The sequence below is a fragment of the Streptomyces sp. NPDC002403 genome, assembly GCF_053593015.1.
Genome location: NZ_JBSFBQ010000021.1, coordinates 52,972 through 67,884, shown reverse-complemented (window position 1 = coordinate 67,884; position 14,913 = coordinate 52,972). Strand labels below are relative to the sequence as shown.

15 protein-coding genes are annotated in these 14,913 nt (G+C 72.2%); 8 read left to right on the top strand and 7 right to left on the bottom strand.

Annotated features, from left to right (window positions below; all coding sequences use genetic code 11):
* Positions 1 to 51: 51 nt before the first annotated feature.
* Positions 52 to 1,821 carry an MOSC domain-containing protein gene (locus ACWCPY_RS22985; RefSeq protein ID WP_451267735.1) on the bottom strand — a complete coding sequence of 590 codons (1,770 nt, stop codon included), beginning with the start codon at positions 1,819 to 1,821 and terminating at the stop codon, positions 52 to 54.
* Positions 1,822 to 2,016: 195 nt separating this feature from the next.
* Here ACWCPY_RS22985 and ACWCPY_RS22980 point away from each other — a divergent pair, with 195 nt between their 5' ends.
* The 4 genes from ACWCPY_RS22980 (at position 2,017) to ACWCPY_RS22965 (ending at position 4,133) form a co-directional block, all read left to right on the top strand.
* Positions 2,017 to 2,730, top strand: coding sequence for an SDR family NAD(P)-dependent oxidoreductase (locus ACWCPY_RS22980; protein WP_451267733.1), 714 nt, complete (start codon positions 2,017 to 2,019; stop codon positions 2,728 to 2,730).
* A 28-nt stretch (positions 2,731 to 2,758) separates the two neighbouring features.
* The gene (locus ACWCPY_RS22975; protein WP_451267731.1) at positions 2,759 to 3,298 is read left to right on the top strand and encodes a hypothetical protein; all 540 of its coding nucleotides are present in this window, start codon (positions 2,759 to 2,761) and stop codon (positions 3,296 to 3,298) included.
* An 80-nt stretch (positions 3,299 to 3,378) separates the two neighbouring features.
* Positions 3,379 to 3,525 (top strand): hypothetical protein, encoded by a 147-nt coding sequence (locus ACWCPY_RS22970; protein ID WP_451267729.1) that lies wholly within the window; start codon positions 3,379 to 3,381, stop codon positions 3,523 to 3,525.
* A gap of 35 nt (positions 3,526 to 3,560) precedes the next feature.
* Positions 3,561 to 4,133 carry a GNAT family N-acetyltransferase gene (locus tag ACWCPY_RS22965; protein ID WP_451267727.1) on the top strand — a complete coding sequence of 191 codons (573 nt, stop codon included), beginning with the start codon at positions 3,561 to 3,563 and terminating at the stop codon, positions 4,131 to 4,133.
* A gap of 245 nt (positions 4,134 to 4,378) precedes the next feature.
* Here the strand turns inward: ACWCPY_RS22965 and ACWCPY_RS22960 are convergent, their stop codons facing one another.
* The 5 genes from ACWCPY_RS22960 to ACWCPY_RS22940 all read right to left on the bottom strand — a co-directional run bounded on the left by ACWCPY_RS22960 (position 4,379) and on the right by ACWCPY_RS22940 (position 9,960).
* The gene (locus ACWCPY_RS22960) at positions 4,379 to 5,533 is read right to left on the bottom strand and encodes a glycosyltransferase family 4 protein (protein ID WP_451267725.1); all 1,155 of its coding nucleotides are present in this window, start codon (positions 5,531 to 5,533) and stop codon (positions 4,379 to 4,381) included.
* 242 nt (positions 5,534 to 5,775) lie between these two features.
* Positions 5,776 to 6,447 carry a response regulator gene (locus tag ACWCPY_RS22955; protein ID WP_451086574.1) on the bottom strand — a complete coding sequence of 224 codons (672 nt, stop codon included), beginning with the start codon at positions 6,445 to 6,447 and terminating at the stop codon, positions 5,776 to 5,778.
* Positions 6,444 to 7,769, bottom strand: coding sequence for a histidine kinase (locus ACWCPY_RS22950; protein ID WP_451267845.1), 1,326 nt, complete (start codon positions 7,767 to 7,769; stop codon positions 6,444 to 6,446). The genes ACWCPY_RS22955 and ACWCPY_RS22950 overlap by 4 nt, the downstream gene beginning before the upstream one ends.
* A 54-nt stretch (positions 7,770 to 7,823) precedes the next feature.
* Complete coding sequence (locus ACWCPY_RS22945; protein ID WP_451267723.1) at positions 7,824 to 8,990, bottom strand: acyltransferase family protein; 1,167 nt, start codon at positions 8,988 to 8,990, stop codon at positions 7,824 to 7,826.
* Complete coding sequence (locus ACWCPY_RS22940; protein ID WP_451267721.1) at positions 8,983 to 9,960, bottom strand: alpha/beta hydrolase; 978 nt, start codon at positions 9,958 to 9,960, stop codon at positions 8,983 to 8,985. Before ACWCPY_RS22940 ends, ACWCPY_RS22945 begins: the two co-directional genes overlap by 8 nt.
* Positions 9,961 to 10,190: 230 nt before the next feature.
* Here ACWCPY_RS22940 and ACWCPY_RS22935 point away from each other — a divergent pair, with 230 nt between their 5' ends.
* The 3 genes from ACWCPY_RS22935 to ACWCPY_RS22925 all read left to right on the top strand — a co-directional run bounded on the left by ACWCPY_RS22935 (position 10,191) and on the right by ACWCPY_RS22925 (position 12,944).
* A complete protein-coding gene (locus tag ACWCPY_RS22935) occupies positions 10,191 to 10,676 on the top strand; it encodes an Lrp/AsnC family transcriptional regulator (RefSeq protein WP_451267719.1) in 486 nt (161 codons plus the stop codon).
* 25 nt (positions 10,677 to 10,701) lie between these two features.
* A complete protein-coding gene (locus ACWCPY_RS22930; RefSeq protein WP_451267717.1) occupies positions 10,702 to 11,433 on the top strand; it encodes an HAD family hydrolase in 732 nt (243 codons plus the stop codon).
* 260 nt (positions 11,434 to 11,693) lie between these two features.
* Positions 11,694 to 12,944, top strand: coding sequence for a serine/threonine-protein kinase (locus tag ACWCPY_RS22925; protein ID WP_451267715.1), 1,251 nt, complete (start codon positions 11,694 to 11,696; stop codon positions 12,942 to 12,944).
* A gap of 57 nt (positions 12,945 to 13,001) precedes the next feature.
* On the opposite strand, the gene ACWCPY_RS22920 is transcribed toward ACWCPY_RS22925, so the two are convergent.
* On the bottom strand, positions 13,002 to 13,937 hold the full coding sequence (locus ACWCPY_RS22920; RefSeq protein ID WP_451267713.1) for an aldo/keto reductase: 936 nt from the start codon (positions 13,935 to 13,937) through the stop codon (positions 13,002 to 13,004).
* Between the two features lie 288 nt (positions 13,938 to 14,225).
* Here ACWCPY_RS22920 and ACWCPY_RS22915 point away from each other — a divergent pair, with 288 nt between their 5' ends.
* Entirely contained in the window at positions 14,226 to 14,789 is a 564-nt protein-coding gene (locus ACWCPY_RS22915) for a hypothetical protein (RefSeq protein ID WP_451267711.1), read from the top strand.
* The last annotated feature ends 124 nt before the right edge of the window (positions 14,790 to 14,913 follow it).

Sequence of the window (14,913 nt, the reverse complement as noted above, 5' to 3'; positions counted from 1 at the left end):
GACGCATATCGCGCCGTCGGCGGTGGCTCCCCCGGCCACGGACGCATCCGGTCACATGTCCAGGACCACGTCGGCCGGGGGCGTCGAACAGCAGATGAGCGCGCTTCCTCCGGCGGGGGGCTCCAGGGGCTGCGGGGCGTACTCGACGCGGCCGGAGAGAAGCGCGGTCTCGCAGGTGTGACAGATTCCGGTGCGGCAGGACCAGCGCACGGGCACGTCGCACGCCTCGGCGAGTCCGAGCAGCGTCCCGTAGTCCGGGTGCCAGGGGACGATCAGCCCGCTGCGCGCGAAGGCTACGGACGGCCCCGGGCGGCCGCCGGGAGGAGCGGCCGGCTGGTGCGGTGCCCGGGCGGATCCGGTCACCACACCGGGGGTGACGGCGGACACGGCCCCGAAGACCTCGGTGTGGATCCGGAAGGACGGCAGGCCGCAGGCCTCCAGGGCTCCGGTCATGTCCCGCATGAACGCGCTCGGCCCACAGATGTAGGCGCCGGCGTCCAAAGGCGGCTCCAGGCCACGGATCCGCTCGGGAGTGAACCGCCCACCGACCGTGTAGTCGACACCTGGGCGGTCGACGCCCGACGGGCGGCTGTAGGAGACGAACGAACGGCCTGCGGGCAGCTGGGAGAGCAGTGCGCGCACTTCGCCGGCGAACGGGTGGTTCTCGCCGTCCCGGGCCGCGTGCAGCCACCACACCACGCGCTGCGAGCGCTCCGCGGCCAGTGCGTGCAGCATGGCCAGGACCGGGGTGGCACCGACACCGGCGGACAGCAGCAGGACCGGGGTGTCCGCGTCCGCGAGCAGGAACGTGCCGCGCGGAGCGGCGACATCGAGAACGTCACCCGCCTTCACGTGCTGACGCAGATAGGTGCTGGCGACGCCGTGCGGCTCCTGCTTGACACTGATGCGGTACGTCTCGGCGCCCGGTCGGCCGGAGAGCGAGTAGTTGCGGATGACCGGGGATGCCTGTGGGTCCGGCCGCAGGCGGACCGTGAGGAACTGCCCCGGCAGAGCGGCTGGGAGCGGCTCACCGTCGACTGCCGCCAGAGTGAGCGAGAAGATGCTGGCACTCTCCGGCTCGATGCGGGCGACTTCGAGCCGGCGGAACCCGGGCCAGGCCGGCGGCGGGCTGCTGGTGGTCAGCCCGCGGTTTCCACCCACGGCGCCGGAGCCGCGATCCGCGTCGTCGAGCAGGGATCGCAGCGACGTCTTCCAACCGGGGCTCAACGCGGGGATGCGCAGGGCCCGTTCGAGCTGCGGCCGGGCGTGGCCGGGCAGGTAGAGCAGCGCGTCGATCTCCGCGACGGTCATCTCCTCGGGGCCCGAGGCGATCTTCACGATCTCGTCCCCGGCCCGCACCCGCCCCTCGGTCAGCACCCGCATGTAGAAGCCCGGGCGGCGATGGGACACCAGCAGGGCGGCCATCTGCGGCTCGCCGAGCCGCAACCCCACGCGGTAGCACGTCACACGGGGTTGGGTGACCTCGAAGACCGCACCGCCGATCCCGTAGCGGTCACCGATGCACACCTCGTCGTCGGCGAGTCCGTCCACAGTGAGGTTCTCGCCGAACTGGCCGTACGTGAAGTCGTCCCGCTTCAGATACTCCTGCCAGTGGCGATAGGCGCTCAACTGGTAGACCAGCACGGCACGCTGCTCGCCGCCGTGCCCGGCGAGGTCACCCTGCCCGTCGCCGTCCAGGTTGAGGCGGCGCGCCATCACGGGCCCGGTGACGGGGTGCTTCCAGATGCCGGTGCGGGTGGTCCTGCCGTGCCAGGGGACGTCCTTGGGCATGCCGACGTTCACGGCGATCAGAGCGGCCATGACCTGTGCTCCTCCCGCGCTCGACAGGCCGGTGTCTCCAGCGTCGTACGGTCGGCCGCCGACCGCACCCGAAGAGCGCTGCGCGGCGCCGGAGCTCGGCGGCACGTAGAGTGGGAGTCGGTGGGCGCCGTCGCCGCTTGTGGCCCGCCGTGAGCAGGAGATTTCCAGCGCGAGAACCTCGGCTTGGACATACCCATGAGCTCGGAGAAGAAGGTGGCAATCGTCACCGGTGCTTCACAAGGCATCGGCGCGGCCGTCGCCGACGCGTTCCGCAGGCGCGGGTACTCCGTCGTCGTGACCGCCCGGTCCATCCCCTCGTCGCGCGATCCGGACGTACTCGCCGTGCCCGGCGACCTGAGCCGGCCCGGTACCGGTGCGCAGATCGTCGAGCAGGCGCTGGACCGCTTCGGCCGGATCGACACGCTGGTGAACAACGCCGGCGTCTACCTGGAGAAACCATTCACCGACTGCACCGACGCCGACTACGACCTGGTGGCCGGCGTCAATCTGCGCGGCTTCTTCGACATCACGCGCGGCGCCATCCCCGCGATGCTCGCGGGCGGCGACGGCGGGCACGTCCTGTGCGTGTCGACGTCGCTGGTCGACCGCGCCAACGCGCGCATACCCGCGGCGCTCGCCTCGCTGACCAAGGGCGGCCTGGTCGCGGCGACGAGGGAGCTGGCCATCGAATACGCGGCGCGCCACATCCGCGCCAACGCCGTCTCACTCGGCGTCATCCGCACTCCGATGCACCCGGACGACCCGGGCGGCACGCTCGCCGCGCTGCACCCGCTCGGGCGGATGGGCGAGATCGACGACGTCGTCGAGGCGATCATGTACCTCGAACAGGCCTCGTTCGTCACCGGCGAGATCCTGCACGTCGACGGCGGCCAGAGCGCCGGCTTCTGAAAGTACCGGGATCGGGAGTGATCGACCTATGCGCACTCGCAAGCAGCTGACTCCACTCGGCGCAGTCGGTGCGGGTCTGACGGCGGGAGTGATCGGCACCGTCTGCATGGACACCGTGCGGTTCCTGTGCCAGCGCCGGGCCGGCGGCGAACGCAACGCCCTGCGCTGGGAGTTCGCCCCGGTTCGCACCTGGCAGGAGGCGCCGGATCCCGGGCAGGTCGGAAAGCGCCTGGCCGAGGCCCTCACCCTGCGCGAACTGCCGGACAGCGCGGCGTTCCCCGTCAGCACGTTCATGCACTGGGCCTATGGAGTGGGCAACGCGGCCTTCTACGGCGTCGCCAGCGCCTCGCTGCGCAAGCCCCACGTCCTCTACGGGCTCCCGTACGGTGCGCTCGTGTGGCTCAGCGGATACGTGGTGCTTCCGATCGCGGGACTCTACAAACCCATCTGGGCATACGACGCCAGGACGCTGGGTGATGATCTGACCGCCCACCTCGCCTACGGCGTCGGCACGAGCAGCGCTTTCTGGTTGCTGAGCAGGCTTTCCGTGTTCTCACGGCAGCTGTAGTCCGTGATCCGGGTGGCGCTGGTCGGCGAGGTGGGGGCCGGGTCCGGAGATGATGACGGCTGTCGCGATCATGACGAGGCATGACGAAGGAGCGCGTCTTGGGGCGGACGGCGGCCTGGGCCGTGGGGGTGCTGGACGACGGTGACGGTGTGCCGATCGCGGCGGTCACGTCGTTCTGCCGGCCCGCCGAGAAAACCCATTGCGAGTGCCCCGCATCGGATGTCTGATCGATCGGCCACCGATCAGGGGACGGAACATGAGCATGTCGCTGCCCATCGACTCGTTGCACACCGCTCGCCTTCGACTGCGTGCCTTCGGGGACGCGGATGCGAACGACCTCTTCGCACTGCACAGCAGCGCCTACGTGCTGCGCTACTGGGACGCGCCACCGTGGAGCGAACGCGTGCGCGCCGAGAAGTTCATCACGGCTTGCCGGCAGATGGCACGGGAGGGCACCGGGGCGCGGCTGGCCGTGGATCGTGTCTCCGACGGGGCGTTCATCGGCTGGTGCAGCCTGACCAGCTGGAATCCGGACTACCGCAGCGCGTCGCTCGGCTACTGCTTCGACGATGCGGCGTGGGGCCACGGCTACGCGACCGAGGCCGCGCGCGCTCTGCTGCGGTGGGCATTCGACACGCTGGACCTGAATCGCGTCCAGGCTGAGGCCGATACGCGCAACGTGGCTTCTGCCCGCGTGCTGGAGAAGCTCGGCTTCATGCGTGAAGGGACGTTGCGGGAGGACTGCGTCGTCGACGGCGAGGTCTCCGACTCGTGGGTCTACGGGCTGATCAGGCGGGAGTGGCAGCCGTCGTCCGAGCCGGTTCCCGCCCACTGAGTACCGTCGCCCGGCACCCGGTATCGGTCACGCCCCGAACCGTGCAAGGCACGGCCGCGACGAGGGAGTGTCCGGCCGGACCGCACACCGCGACCGCCACTGCGATGCCGAGGACGGCCCGGACGCTGCTGCAAAGCCTCGTCCGGCCCGGGCCCGGGGCGACGGACATCCACTTCAGCACCGACTTGCTCCCGCCTCCGCGCACCGGCCCGTGGCCGGTGGCCGCTCCACCCCGCGGCGGCTGCCTACTCCTCTCCCGGCAGGGGCACCGCCTGCTGCTCGGCGGGGGTCAGAAGCCGCGTCAGATGACGGGCCGAGGCGTCCCAGGACCAGGACTCCCGGACCCACTCACGACCGGCGGCGCCCATCGCGGCCCGGTCGGGGTCGAGGAGGATCCCGGTCAGCGCCCCGGCGACGGCGACGGGGTCGGTGCCGTCCACGACCCGGCCGGTCCGGCCGTCCAGGACGGTGTCCGGAGCGCCGCCCGAGTCGCCGACGACCACCGGCAGACCGCTCGCCGCCGCCTCCAGGAACACGATCCCGAGCCCCTCCGCCTCCAGCCCCGCCCGCCGGGTGCGGCACGGCATCGCGAAGACGTCCGCCGCGGCGTAGTAGGGCGGTGTGTCGGCGTGCGAGACGCCGCCCGCGAAGCGGACCGCCCCCTCTCCGTGCCGCGCCGCCAGCTTGCGCAGCCGGGCCTCGTCGGGTCCCTGGCCGACCACCACCAGCACGGCGTCGGGCACCTCGTCCCGGATCAGCGGCAGGGCCCGGATGAGGGTGTCCTGGCCCTTGCGGGGGACGAGCCTGGCCACGCAGAGGATGACGCGCTTGCCGAGCAGCCCGAGTTCGGTGCGCGGGTCGGGTCCGGCGTCGGTGCGCGGCCGGTACACCTCCGGGTCGACCCCGGGAACGAGTCGGCTCATGCGCGCCCGCGGGCCGAGCGCGGGCTCGATCCGGGCGCGGGTGTACTGGCCCAGATAGGTGACCACGTCGACACCGCTGCCTATCCGGCGCATGAGCCCGCGCGCGCCGGGCGTCCTCGCCCACCAGATCTCGTGCCCGTGGGTGGTCGCCACGATGCGCCGTACACCGCCGCGCCGCAGGGCCGGCGCCATCAGGGCCAGTGGTGCGGCGGCGCCGAACCAGACCCGGTCGCAGCCATGGGCCCGGGCGATCTCGACGGCCCGGCGGGTCACCCGGCCGGTCGGCAGCAGCATGCGGCTCGGATCCCGTACGACGGGGAACGGCAGGCGCGCGTCGTAGGCGGTGTCACCGGGTTCGTGCGAGGTGTAGACGACCACGTCGTCGTCCGGTACCCGGGTGGCCATCGCGTGCACGAAGGTCTCGATGCCGCCCTGACGGGGCGGGAAGTCATTGGTGATGACAAGGGTGGAGCCCATGGAGTCCTCGGTTCCTTCGGTTGGTCGGAATGGGCCGGACCGCCGGAAGAAGGCAGCCGGATGCCCGGTCGCGGGCATGGCGGCTCGCCGAGCGGGCCCGTGCCGTCCGGTCGGTGTGCCGGTTCTGTACGTGTCGCAGCCGCGCCGCTCCCGCCGTTTCCGCTCGTGCGGAGCCAATGGCGGGTGCGGACGGGGGTGTTACGCGGGTGGGGACCCGGTGTCGCCCGGGTGACGCGGCCGGATCAGTAGCCGGTCGGGCGCACCAGGCCCGTCTCGTAGGCGTGGACCGCGGCCTGGGTGCGGTCGCGCAGTCCCAGCTTGGACAGGATCCGGCCCACGTGGGACTTCACGGTCTGTTCGGCGACCACGAGACGCTCGGCGATCTCGGTGTTGGACAGGCCCTGCGCGATCAGGGCCAGCACCTCGGTCTCGCGTTCCGTCAGTTCTCCGGTGCGGGCCTTCAGCTGTGCGCGCGGAGCGGCACTCACCCGGGCGAACTCGGCGATCAGCCGCTTGGTGATGTTCGGGGCGAGCAGGGCCTCGCCCTCCGCCACCACCCGTACCGCATGGGCGAGTTCCTCGGCCGAGGCGTCCTTCAGGAGGAACCCGGACGCGCCCGCGCGCAGCGCCTCGTAGACGTACTCGTCGAGATCGAAGGTGGTCAGGACGAGCACCCTGACGGTGGCGCCCTCGGCCTCGGTGACGGTGCGGGTCGCCTCGATGCCGCCGAGCCGGGGCATGCGGATGTCCATCAGGACGACGTCGGGGTCGAGTTCGGCCACCTTCTCCACGGCGTCGGCGCCGTCCACCGCCTGGCCGACGACCTCGATGCCCGCTTCGGCGTTCAGCAGCACCGTGAGGCCCTGCCGGACCATCATCTGGTCGTCGGCGATCAGAACGCGGATGGCCGTCATCGGATGTCCTCGGCAGGGTCGGCGGGACCGGTCGGTTCCGCGGGGGGCAGTGCGGGCAGTATGGCAGTGACCTCGTACCCGCCGTCGGGAGTCGCTCCGGTGGCCAGTTCGCCTCCCAGCATCGTGGTGCGCTCGCGCATGCCGAGCAGGCCGTGGCCCTCGCCCGGGGTGGGCGGCGCGGCCCGGTCCGGCGCGGTGTTGGTGATCCTGACGGTGACCCCGGACTCCTGGTGACGGATCTCCACCCGTACCCGCGCCCCGGGGGCGTGCCGCATCGCGTTGCTGAGCGCCTCCTGCACGATGCGGAACGCCGACAGCTCGACGCCCGGCGACAGCGGACGCGGCTCCCCGGTCGTCTCGGTGGTGACCGTGAGCCCGGCGCCGCGCGCGTTGCCGATCAGCTCGTCCAGCCGTTCGAGGGTGGGCTGAGGGGCGTGCCGGGCGGCCTGCGGCAGGGGGGACTCGGAGCGCAGTACGCCGAGCACCCGGCGCAGTTCGGTGAGCGCGTCGACCGCGTTGCTGCGGATGCCCTCGACGTTCTCCCTCAGCGCGTCGGACGGGTTCTCGACCAGGTGCGGGACGACCTGCGCCTGGATGGAGATGACCGACATGTGGTGGGCGACCACATCGTGCAGCTCGCGTGCGATGCGGTTGCGCTCCTCCAGCAGGGTGCGTCTGGCACGCTCCTCGGCGGTGAGCTCCTCCTGCTCGACCAGCCGGGTACGGGCCACCGCGAGGCCGCGCAGTGCGATGCCCATCACCGCCGTGATGGCGAGGACGCCGAGGGCGAGGCCGATGTCGTCGGCGTTGCGCCAGGGGGTGCTCGCTCCGCAGAGGAGCCCCGCCAGCACGGTGATCGTCAGGGCCTCGGCGGTGATCCGGGGGCGCAGCCGCAGCGCGAGCAGGAACAGCACCCCGGCCTGCATCGCGATCCCGGCCCCGCTCCAGGGGAACGCGCCGCCCCACGGGAACCGCGTCCCGAAGCCGATGTTCGCGGCGAACGGGGTGACCAGCACCATGGCGAGCATCGACGCCCACCAGGCCTGGAGCGGGCGGTACAGGGCGACGACGATCGCCGCCGACTGGACCCCGGCGAGCAGGACGCCGAGCTGAATGCCCATCCCGAAGCCGAAGGCGTACTGGTTGCTGCCCGCGATGAGCACCCCGACCGCGAACATCACCAGCGGCACCATGATCACCGGACGCCACTCCAGCCAACGCGGTTTCCCCGACTGCCCGTTCGGGTCGACCGCCGTGGTCGCGAGGTCCTCGCGCAGGGTACGGGGCAGTGCCCGCAGTACCCGCGCCGCTCGCTTCACCATGTCCCCCTGGTTCACAGCTCGCACCCTACGTCCCCCCGGTTCACCGCTCGCACCTCAGACACGTCGTGCCGCCATCGATCCGGCGGGGCGCCCCTCGCGGACGACCCGGCTCCTCGTCCGCCTCGGCCGCTGCCGTTCGTAACCCCGGAACGCCAGCCAGCAGATGAGCAGCGCCACGGCGAACACCGGCAGCCAGGCCAGCCGGGCGAGTACCCAGCCGGGCCCGTCGGGCAGGGTGTGCAGGCCCGGCAGCGTCCCGCCCGCCGACAGGCCGGTGGCGGTGACCGCGATCATCGCGGTCTGGTGCCACAGGAACACCGTCATCGCCGAGAGGTTCACCGTCGCCACCACCGCCCACAGGACGGGGCGACGCAGCACCCGGCGCAACGGGCCGAGCAGCAGCAGCGCCGCCCCGCACTGCGCGAGGCCGAAGGTGACCACGGCGAGGGTCGGCGGGTCGAGGTTGGAGATCTCCACACCGGGCACTCCGACCATGCTCGCGGGGTAGCCGCCCCACCGGACCAGTGCGGCGGTGGCCGCGGCTCCGCCGAGCAGCAGCGTCCAGCCGGCGCGGCGGCCGAGCAGCTCGCCCCGGGCCCAGGCCGCGCCCAGGCAGTACGGGACGAGCCAGCCTGCCGCCACGTTGACCGAGGCGAATCCGCCGGGCGCGTCCAGACCGAAGCGGTAGAGGTCGACGACCAGTACGACCGCGAACGGCCAGAGTGGATGGAGCCTCGCCACCAGCGGGGTCGCCGCCGTCAGCGCCGCGAAGACCACGATGAACCAGAGCGGGGACCACACCAGTTTGCACAGTGCGCGCACGGTGTCCTGGTCCACCCCGGCGAAGAGCATCGCGCACGCCGCCACGGACCATACGACCGGCACCACGGCCATCGGGCGCAGCAGCCGGCCCATCCGTGCCCGGAGCCACCGGCCGTAGCTCTCGCCCCGGGCGCGGGCGGCGGCATGGCTTCTCGCGCCGACCATTCCGCCGACCAGGAAGAAGACCGCGAGGGTCTGGAACAGCCAGGAGACTGGGGTGAGTGCGGGCAGGTACCGGAGCGGGCTCGCACCGTGCACGGTGCCGCTGTCGACGACGAGCGCGGTCACCAGCCAGTGGCCGAGGACGACGCCGAGGATGGCGAGGGCGCGCAGTGCGTCGACGGCACGGTCGCGGTCGGCGGGGGTGGCGGATTCGATCCGCCGGGCGAAGTCACGCATGGTGCCCTCCCGGGGTCTTGGCGGATCCGGCCGTGCCGGCCACGATCCGGGCGATGTTCCTCAGCGGTTCGGAGCCGGTCCTCAGGTAGTCGCTGTGGCCGCCGGAGCCCGCCGCGAAGATCGCGGCTCCGAAGCCGGGCGAGACCGGGTCCGTTCCGAACCCGATGTCCACGAAGGGCAGTCGGAGCTCGACGTGGGGTACGTCCGCGATCCAGTCGTCGCCGCCCCGGCCGGCCCAGACGGTGGCCGGGGTGTGCAGGGCGGCGGCGTTGCGGTAGCCGGTGCCCGGGCTGCCGTACAGCACGATGTCGGCGACCCGTAATCCGTGCGCGGCGTGTGCGCAGACGACGGACCCGTAGGAGTGGCAGAGGACGGTGGTGCGGGCCGCAGGTTTGATCTGCCTCAACTCCGTCATGAATCGCACCAGTTCGGGGGCGGCCTCGGTGGCGCGCCCCGAGGTGAGGGAGGCCGGGCTGATCGTCGTCGGCGTCCGGTACCCGAGCCAGGCGATCACCGCCGACCGCTCCCCCAGCTCCTTGCGCAGGGCGAGAGCACCGTTGCGCAGGCGCCAGTAGTGGTCGATGCCGATGCCCGCGCCGGGGACGAGTACGGCGATCCGTTCCGCGCGGGACAGGTCGCCGACGACCTCGACGCCACGGCCGCCGTCCCGGCCGTCGAAGGAGAGGAAACTGCGGGCCGGGCCGGCCATCGTGTGCAGCGCGGCAGCCCGCTTGTGGTCGCCGTGACGGGCGGCCGCCCGCTCGGCCGCACCGATGTCGGCACGCGTCGCTGCGTACCGCTCGGCAAGTGCCCCGGGTGCGGCGGTACGCAGCGGTCCCCGGACGGCCGGAGCCGGCGCGGGTACGGCCTCGGGACCCGCCGCGCCCGAGAGCGGCACGGCCACCGAGGCGGCCACCAGGGCGGCGAGCAGGCCGCGGCGCAGGCGGGATCTGCGCGGATGGGACGGCATGGCGGGGTTGTTCCTTCCGTACCTGATGGCTTCGGTGCTCCGGGTACAGAAGGTAGGGACGAGGTCCCGTAGTCGGCGTCCCACCGGGGTGCGAACCTTTTTCGTAGCTCTCAAGGACTACGGGTATGACACGCGACAGGTGCCTGGCCACCTCGCTCCCACCGGTCGCCGGGTGTGCCGTTGGTACAGTCGCAGCCCGGATCGTCGTACCAGGAAGAGGCCAGCGGACCATGGCGGTGGACGCCCTCGACACCCGCATTCTCCAGCTGCTCATCGAGCAGCCGCGTACCAGCGTCCGTGAGTACGCGCGCATCCTCTCCGTCGCCCGGGGCACCCTCCAGGCCCGGCTCGACCGGCTGGAGCGGGACGGTGTGATCACCGGGACCGGGCCGGTACTGTCCCCCGCGGCACTGGGCCACCCGGTGCTGGCCTTCGTCCATCTGGAGGTCACCCAGGGGCATCTCGACGAGGTCGGCGAGGCGCTCGCCGAGGTGCCGGAGATCGTCGAGGCCTTCTCGACCACGGGCGGCGGGGATCTGCTGGCACGGGTGGTGGCCCGTGACAACGGGCACCTGGAGGATGTGATCCAGCGGCTGATCCAGCTGCCCGGGGTGGTCAGGACACGCACCGAGGTGGCGCTGCGGGAACGGGTGCCGCACCGGCTGCTGCCGCTGGTCGAATCGGTGGGCCGTACGGCAGCGGGCGGCCGGAAGTGAGCACCGGCTTGGCATGCTTGGCGTCATGAGTTCTCCGCATCTCCCCGTACCGTCCGTCGTCTTCGATCTCGACGCCACGCTGGTGGACAGCGAGCCCAACTACTACGAGGCGGCGCGCCGTCTGCTGGCGGAGCACGGCGTGCCCGGTTTCACCTGGGCCGAACACCTCGGGTTCATCGGCATCGGCGTCCACGAGACGCTGGCGGCGCTGCGCGACAAGTACGGGATCGCGGCGCCCGTCGATGAGCTGGTGGCGGGTCAGGACGTCCTGTACCTGGAGCTGGCCAGGACGTCGACCGAGGTCTTCCCCCAGATGCGGAAGTTCGTGGAGCGGCTGCACCAGGCGGGCGTCGCCATGGCGGTGGCCTCGGGTTCGTCGCGGGCGGCGATCGCGGCGGTGCTGGCGGGCACCGGGCTCGACGCGTACCTGACCACGTACGTCTCCGCCGAGGAGGTGGCGCACGGCAAGCCGGAACCGGATGTGTTCCTGGAGGCGGCCCGGCGGCTGGGGGTGGCGCCCGCCCGCTGTGTGGTGCTGGAGGACTCCGCCCCGGGCGCGGCGGCGGCGCATGCGGCGGGCATGCGCTGCATCGCGATTCCCTATGTGCCCGCGACGGCCGGCGATCCGGCGTTCCGGGCGGCCGGACTTCTCTTTCCGGGCGGGCAGGGCGAGTTCACCGCGCAGACCGCGTACGACTGGCTGCTCCCGGAGCCGGGATGCCGGCCCGCGCCCGCCAGGCGAGATCCGTCTTCCTGAACGTTCCGGTGGCGGCCGTCGGGAAGCCGCCGACCGGCTCGATCCCGGGGACCGGGTACGCGGTCGGCGGCCGTCCGCCGGAGCCCGGGACCGCGAGGTCCGGCGGCCCGATATCCTGATCTTGCCGCGCGCCCCCCACCTCGCCCCGATCCCGGTCGGGTCGCCGCCCGTGGCAGCAGAAGCGGCCCACAATTCGAGATTGGTGCACAGTGCTGGTAGCTGGTCGGTACCGGTTGATTTCCCCCATCGGCCGCGGCGGCATGGGTGAGGTGTGGCGTGCCGCGGACGAAGTGCTCGGCAGAGCGGTCGCCGTGAAGCTGCTGCTGGGCGGCCACGCGGACGAGTCGGCCACCGCCCGGTTCCGGCTGGAGGCGCAGACCGCGGCCCGCCTGAGCCACCCTCATCTGGTGGCCGTGTTCGACTTCGGGGCCTGGGAGGACCGCTTCTATCTCGTGATGGAGCTGGTCGAGGGCAGGAGTCTGGGCGCTCTCCTCGCGGCCGAGGAGCGGCTGGGCGCCGAGCAGGTCGCCCGGATCGCCGGGCAGGCAGCCGCGGGGCTCGCCGCCGCCCACCGCCAGGGCATCGTGCACCGCGACATCAAGCCCGGGAACCTGATGATGGATGCCGAGGGGTCCGTCAAGATCGGCGACTTCGGCATCGCCCAGTTCGTCGACGACCCGTCCGCCGCGCTGACCACCACCGGCCAGATCGTCGGCACCAGTCTCTATCTCGCCCCGGAGCGCGCTCTGGGCCGTACCGCCGGCGCCGCCTCCGACATCTACTCCCTCGGCTGCGTCATCTACCAACTCCTGCTGGGGGATCCGCCGTTCCGCTCGGACACGGCGACCGCCACGCTCTATCAACATGTCGATACGGCTCCCGTGCCGCTCAGGCAGCGGGGCGTCGACCTGTCCCCGGCCTTCGACTCCTATCTGCTGGGGCTGCTCGCGAAGCAGCCCGAGGACCGGCCCGGCGCCCAGCAGGTCGCCGAGTGGTTCCAGAGCGATGCCTGGCGCGGGCAGCCGGAGCCCCTGCCGCTGTACGCGCCGGCGCCGCCCCCGGCGAACGGTGTGCCACGCGCTCCCGCGCCCCCTCCGGCGGGGACGGGCATACCGCGCACCCCGGCGGCCGCCGCCCCGTACGGCTCCGCCCCGGCGCCGGACTCCGCCGCGCAGGGCGGGGGCATGACGACGTACCGGCTGCCGCAGTCCGGTGGCCGCAGACGTCGTCCGGCGGACCGGTCCGCACCCGTCCGGCGGCGGACCGGCGCCCGGGAGGCGATCAGGCGCCGGCCCAGGGTGGCGAGCGCCATCGCCGGTACGGCCGCCTTCATCGCGGCCGTGTACCTGGGGATGACCTTGTTCTCGCCGGACTCCGGCTCTTCCGACACCCCGGGCTCCGGCCCGACCGCCTCCACCGGGCCGCAGTCGACCGCCCCCTCGTCCGCACCGGATCAGCCGGATCAGCCGGCCCAGCAGGCGCAGGACGAGGAGGGCGACGAGGAGGACTGATCCGTCAGCCGGCCGACGGCTGATCGGCGGACGGGGCCCTGGGGTCTTTCGTTCGGATCAGGCCGGACCCCGCGAGCCCGGGCCGGTCCGGGCGAGAGTGCCCTGGTCCAGCAGGGACAGTTCCTCCGGCGTGAGCCGGAGCGCTCCGGCGGCCACATTGGCCTCCAGATGGGCCGGATTCCCGGTGCCCGGGATGGCCAGCACATGGGGACCCTGATGCAGCGTCCACGCCAGCCGGACCTGGACGGGCGAGACTCCGTGGGCGCGGGCCACCGCGAGGATCTCCGGCCGTTCCGACCCGCCGGCTCCCGCCTCGCGCCCCTCCCCCGCGATGGCGAAGAAGGGCACGAAGGCGATTCCCTCCTCTGCGCAGATGCGGAGCATCTCCGCAGAGCCGGGAAGGGCCGCGTCGACCGCGAACCGGTTCTGCACGCAGACGACGGGGGCGATCGCCCGCGCCTCGGTGAGCTGTGCCGGCCGGACGTTGGAGAGGCCGAGGTGACGGATGAGCCCCTGCTCACGCAGCTCGGCGAGCACGCCGAAGTGCTCGGCGATCGGGGCGGGCCCGTTGGTGCGCAGGTTCACCACGTCCAGGTGGTCACGGCCCAGCTGACGGAGATTCTCCTCGACCTGGCCCCGCAGCTGTTCGGGCCGGGACCAGGGCTGCCAGTCACCGGACGCGTCGCGCCTGGGGCCGACCTTGGTGGCGATGACCAGGCCGTCGGGGTAGGGCCCCAGCGCCCGGTTGATCAGCTCGTTCGCGGAGCGCAGCGACGAGAAGTAGAAGGCCGCCGTGTCGATGTGGTCGACGCCGAGCTCCACCGCGCGGCGCAGCACGGCGATGGCCCGGTCGCGGTCGCTCGGGGCCGCTCCGTCGTCGAACACCGCGCCCTTCTGCGTCAGGCGCATGGCACCGAATCCGATGCGGTTGACGGTGAGGTCGCCGAGCCGCCAGGTGCCCGCCGCCGTTGCCGCCAGGGTCTGCGTGGTCATGATCCGAGCCTTTCCGTCCGTATCGCGCGGTGGGCTCCGTCGGGGCGGGAGAGCTCCACCGGCGAAGCAGACTTGCAATCAATCTTCTCTACTGGTACGTTGATTGTGAGATCTGCTTCATGATCAACTTCTGTCATCCCTGCAGGCTAGCGGCAGCGAACCGTCCCGCGCAACCCCGCACCGGTCCACGAGCCGCACGTCAAGCAATCGTCAGAACCCTCCACCCCGGCGTCAGCACTTCGTCAACGGGCGTCGCCGGGACCGGCGGTCGCACATAGCGTCACCGTCATGCGACGTCACATCACCCGCAGCACCCCCGGCCGCCACACCGGCCTGCGCCCGTCCGCCCCGGGTACGGCCGCTCACGATCAGGGCTGGACCACCGATCTGCGGTTCGCGATCCACTGCTCCGTGGTGCTGCTCGGGCTGCTGCTGGCCGTCGACACGGCGGCCGGCCGTCTCGGCTGGCCGCGCGTCCTGCTGTGGACGGGGCTGGCCGCCCTGCTGTGTGCCGTCCTGGTGCCGCCACGGATCCGCGCGGGTGCCGGATGGCTGTCCTCCCGCGGCCTGTTGCGCGAGCGGACCGTGCGCACCGACCGGCTCGTCTCGGTGCGCTGGTCGGACGGCGTGGCCCAGCGCATGGTGCTCCGCGACGCCGACGGCCGCCGGGTCGAGGTCGACCCGGCGGTGTTCCTCGCGAACCCGGCACTGTGGCACCGGCTCGACGAGGACACCCGCGGCTGCATGGAACGCGGGACACTGCGGTGCGGAGTGACCGCACTGCGACAGCTGGCCGACCACATCGACCGCAGGCACGCGCGCACCGTGTTCACGATCTCCGGACTGGGGTGACCGACCCTCACATCCGTTCCGTTGTGCGATCCCACCACCGCGGCTTGACCAAACTTGCCAAGTCCCCGCGCAGCCCCCGCACTTCGTTGACGAGTCCATGACGACGTGTGAGTGTTCGGTCGCT

Coding starts and splice junctions, on each gene's coding strand:
- ACWCPY_RS22985 (WP_451267735.1), bottom strand. CDS start 1,821: ATGGCCGCTCTGATCGCCGTGAACGTCGGCATGCCCAAGGACGTCCCC.
- ACWCPY_RS22980 (WP_451267733.1), top strand. CDS start 2,017: ATGAGCTCGGAGAAGAAGGTGGCAATCGTCACCGGTGCTTCACAAGGC.
- ACWCPY_RS22975 (WP_451267731.1), top strand. CDS start 2,759: ATGCGCACTCGCAAGCAGCTGACTCCACTCGGCGCAGTCGGTGCGGGT.
- ACWCPY_RS22970 (WP_451267729.1), top strand. CDS start 3,379: ATGACGAAGGAGCGCGTCTTGGGGCGGACGGCGGCCTGGGCCGTGGGG.
- ACWCPY_RS22965 (WP_451267727.1), top strand. CDS start 3,561: ATGTCGCTGCCCATCGACTCGTTGCACACCGCTCGCCTTCGACTGCGT.
- ACWCPY_RS22960 (WP_451267725.1), bottom strand. CDS start 5,533: ATGGGCTCCACCCTTGTCATCACCAATGACTTCCCGCCCCGTCAGGGC.
- ACWCPY_RS22955 (WP_451086574.1), bottom strand. CDS start 6,447: ATGACGGCCATCCGCGTTCTGATCGCCGACGACCAGATGATGGTCCGG.
- ACWCPY_RS22950 (WP_451267845.1), bottom strand. CDS start 7,769: ATGGTGAAGCGAGCGGCGCGGGTACTGCGGGCACTGCCCCGTACCCTG.
- ACWCPY_RS22945 (WP_451267723.1), bottom strand. CDS start 8,990: ATGCGTGACTTCGCCCGGCGGATCGAATCCGCCACCCCCGCCGACCGC.
- ACWCPY_RS22940 (WP_451267721.1), bottom strand. CDS start 9,960: ATGCCGTCCCATCCGCGCAGATCCCGCCTGCGCCGCGGCCTGCTCGCC.
- ACWCPY_RS22935 (WP_451267719.1), top strand. CDS start 10,191: ATGGCGGTGGACGCCCTCGACACCCGCATTCTCCAGCTGCTCATCGAG.
- ACWCPY_RS22930 (WP_451267717.1), top strand. CDS start 10,702: ATGAGTTCTCCGCATCTCCCCGTACCGTCCGTCGTCTTCGATCTCGAC.
- ACWCPY_RS22925 (WP_451267715.1), top strand. CDS start 11,694: ATGGGTGAGGTGTGGCGTGCCGCGGACGAAGTGCTCGGCAGAGCGGTC.
- ACWCPY_RS22920 (WP_451267713.1), bottom strand. CDS start 13,937: ATGACCACGCAGACCCTGGCGGCAACGGCGGCGGGCACCTGGCGGCTC.
- ACWCPY_RS22915 (WP_451267711.1), top strand. CDS start 14,226: ATGCGACGTCACATCACCCGCAGCACCCCCGGCCGCCACACCGGCCTG.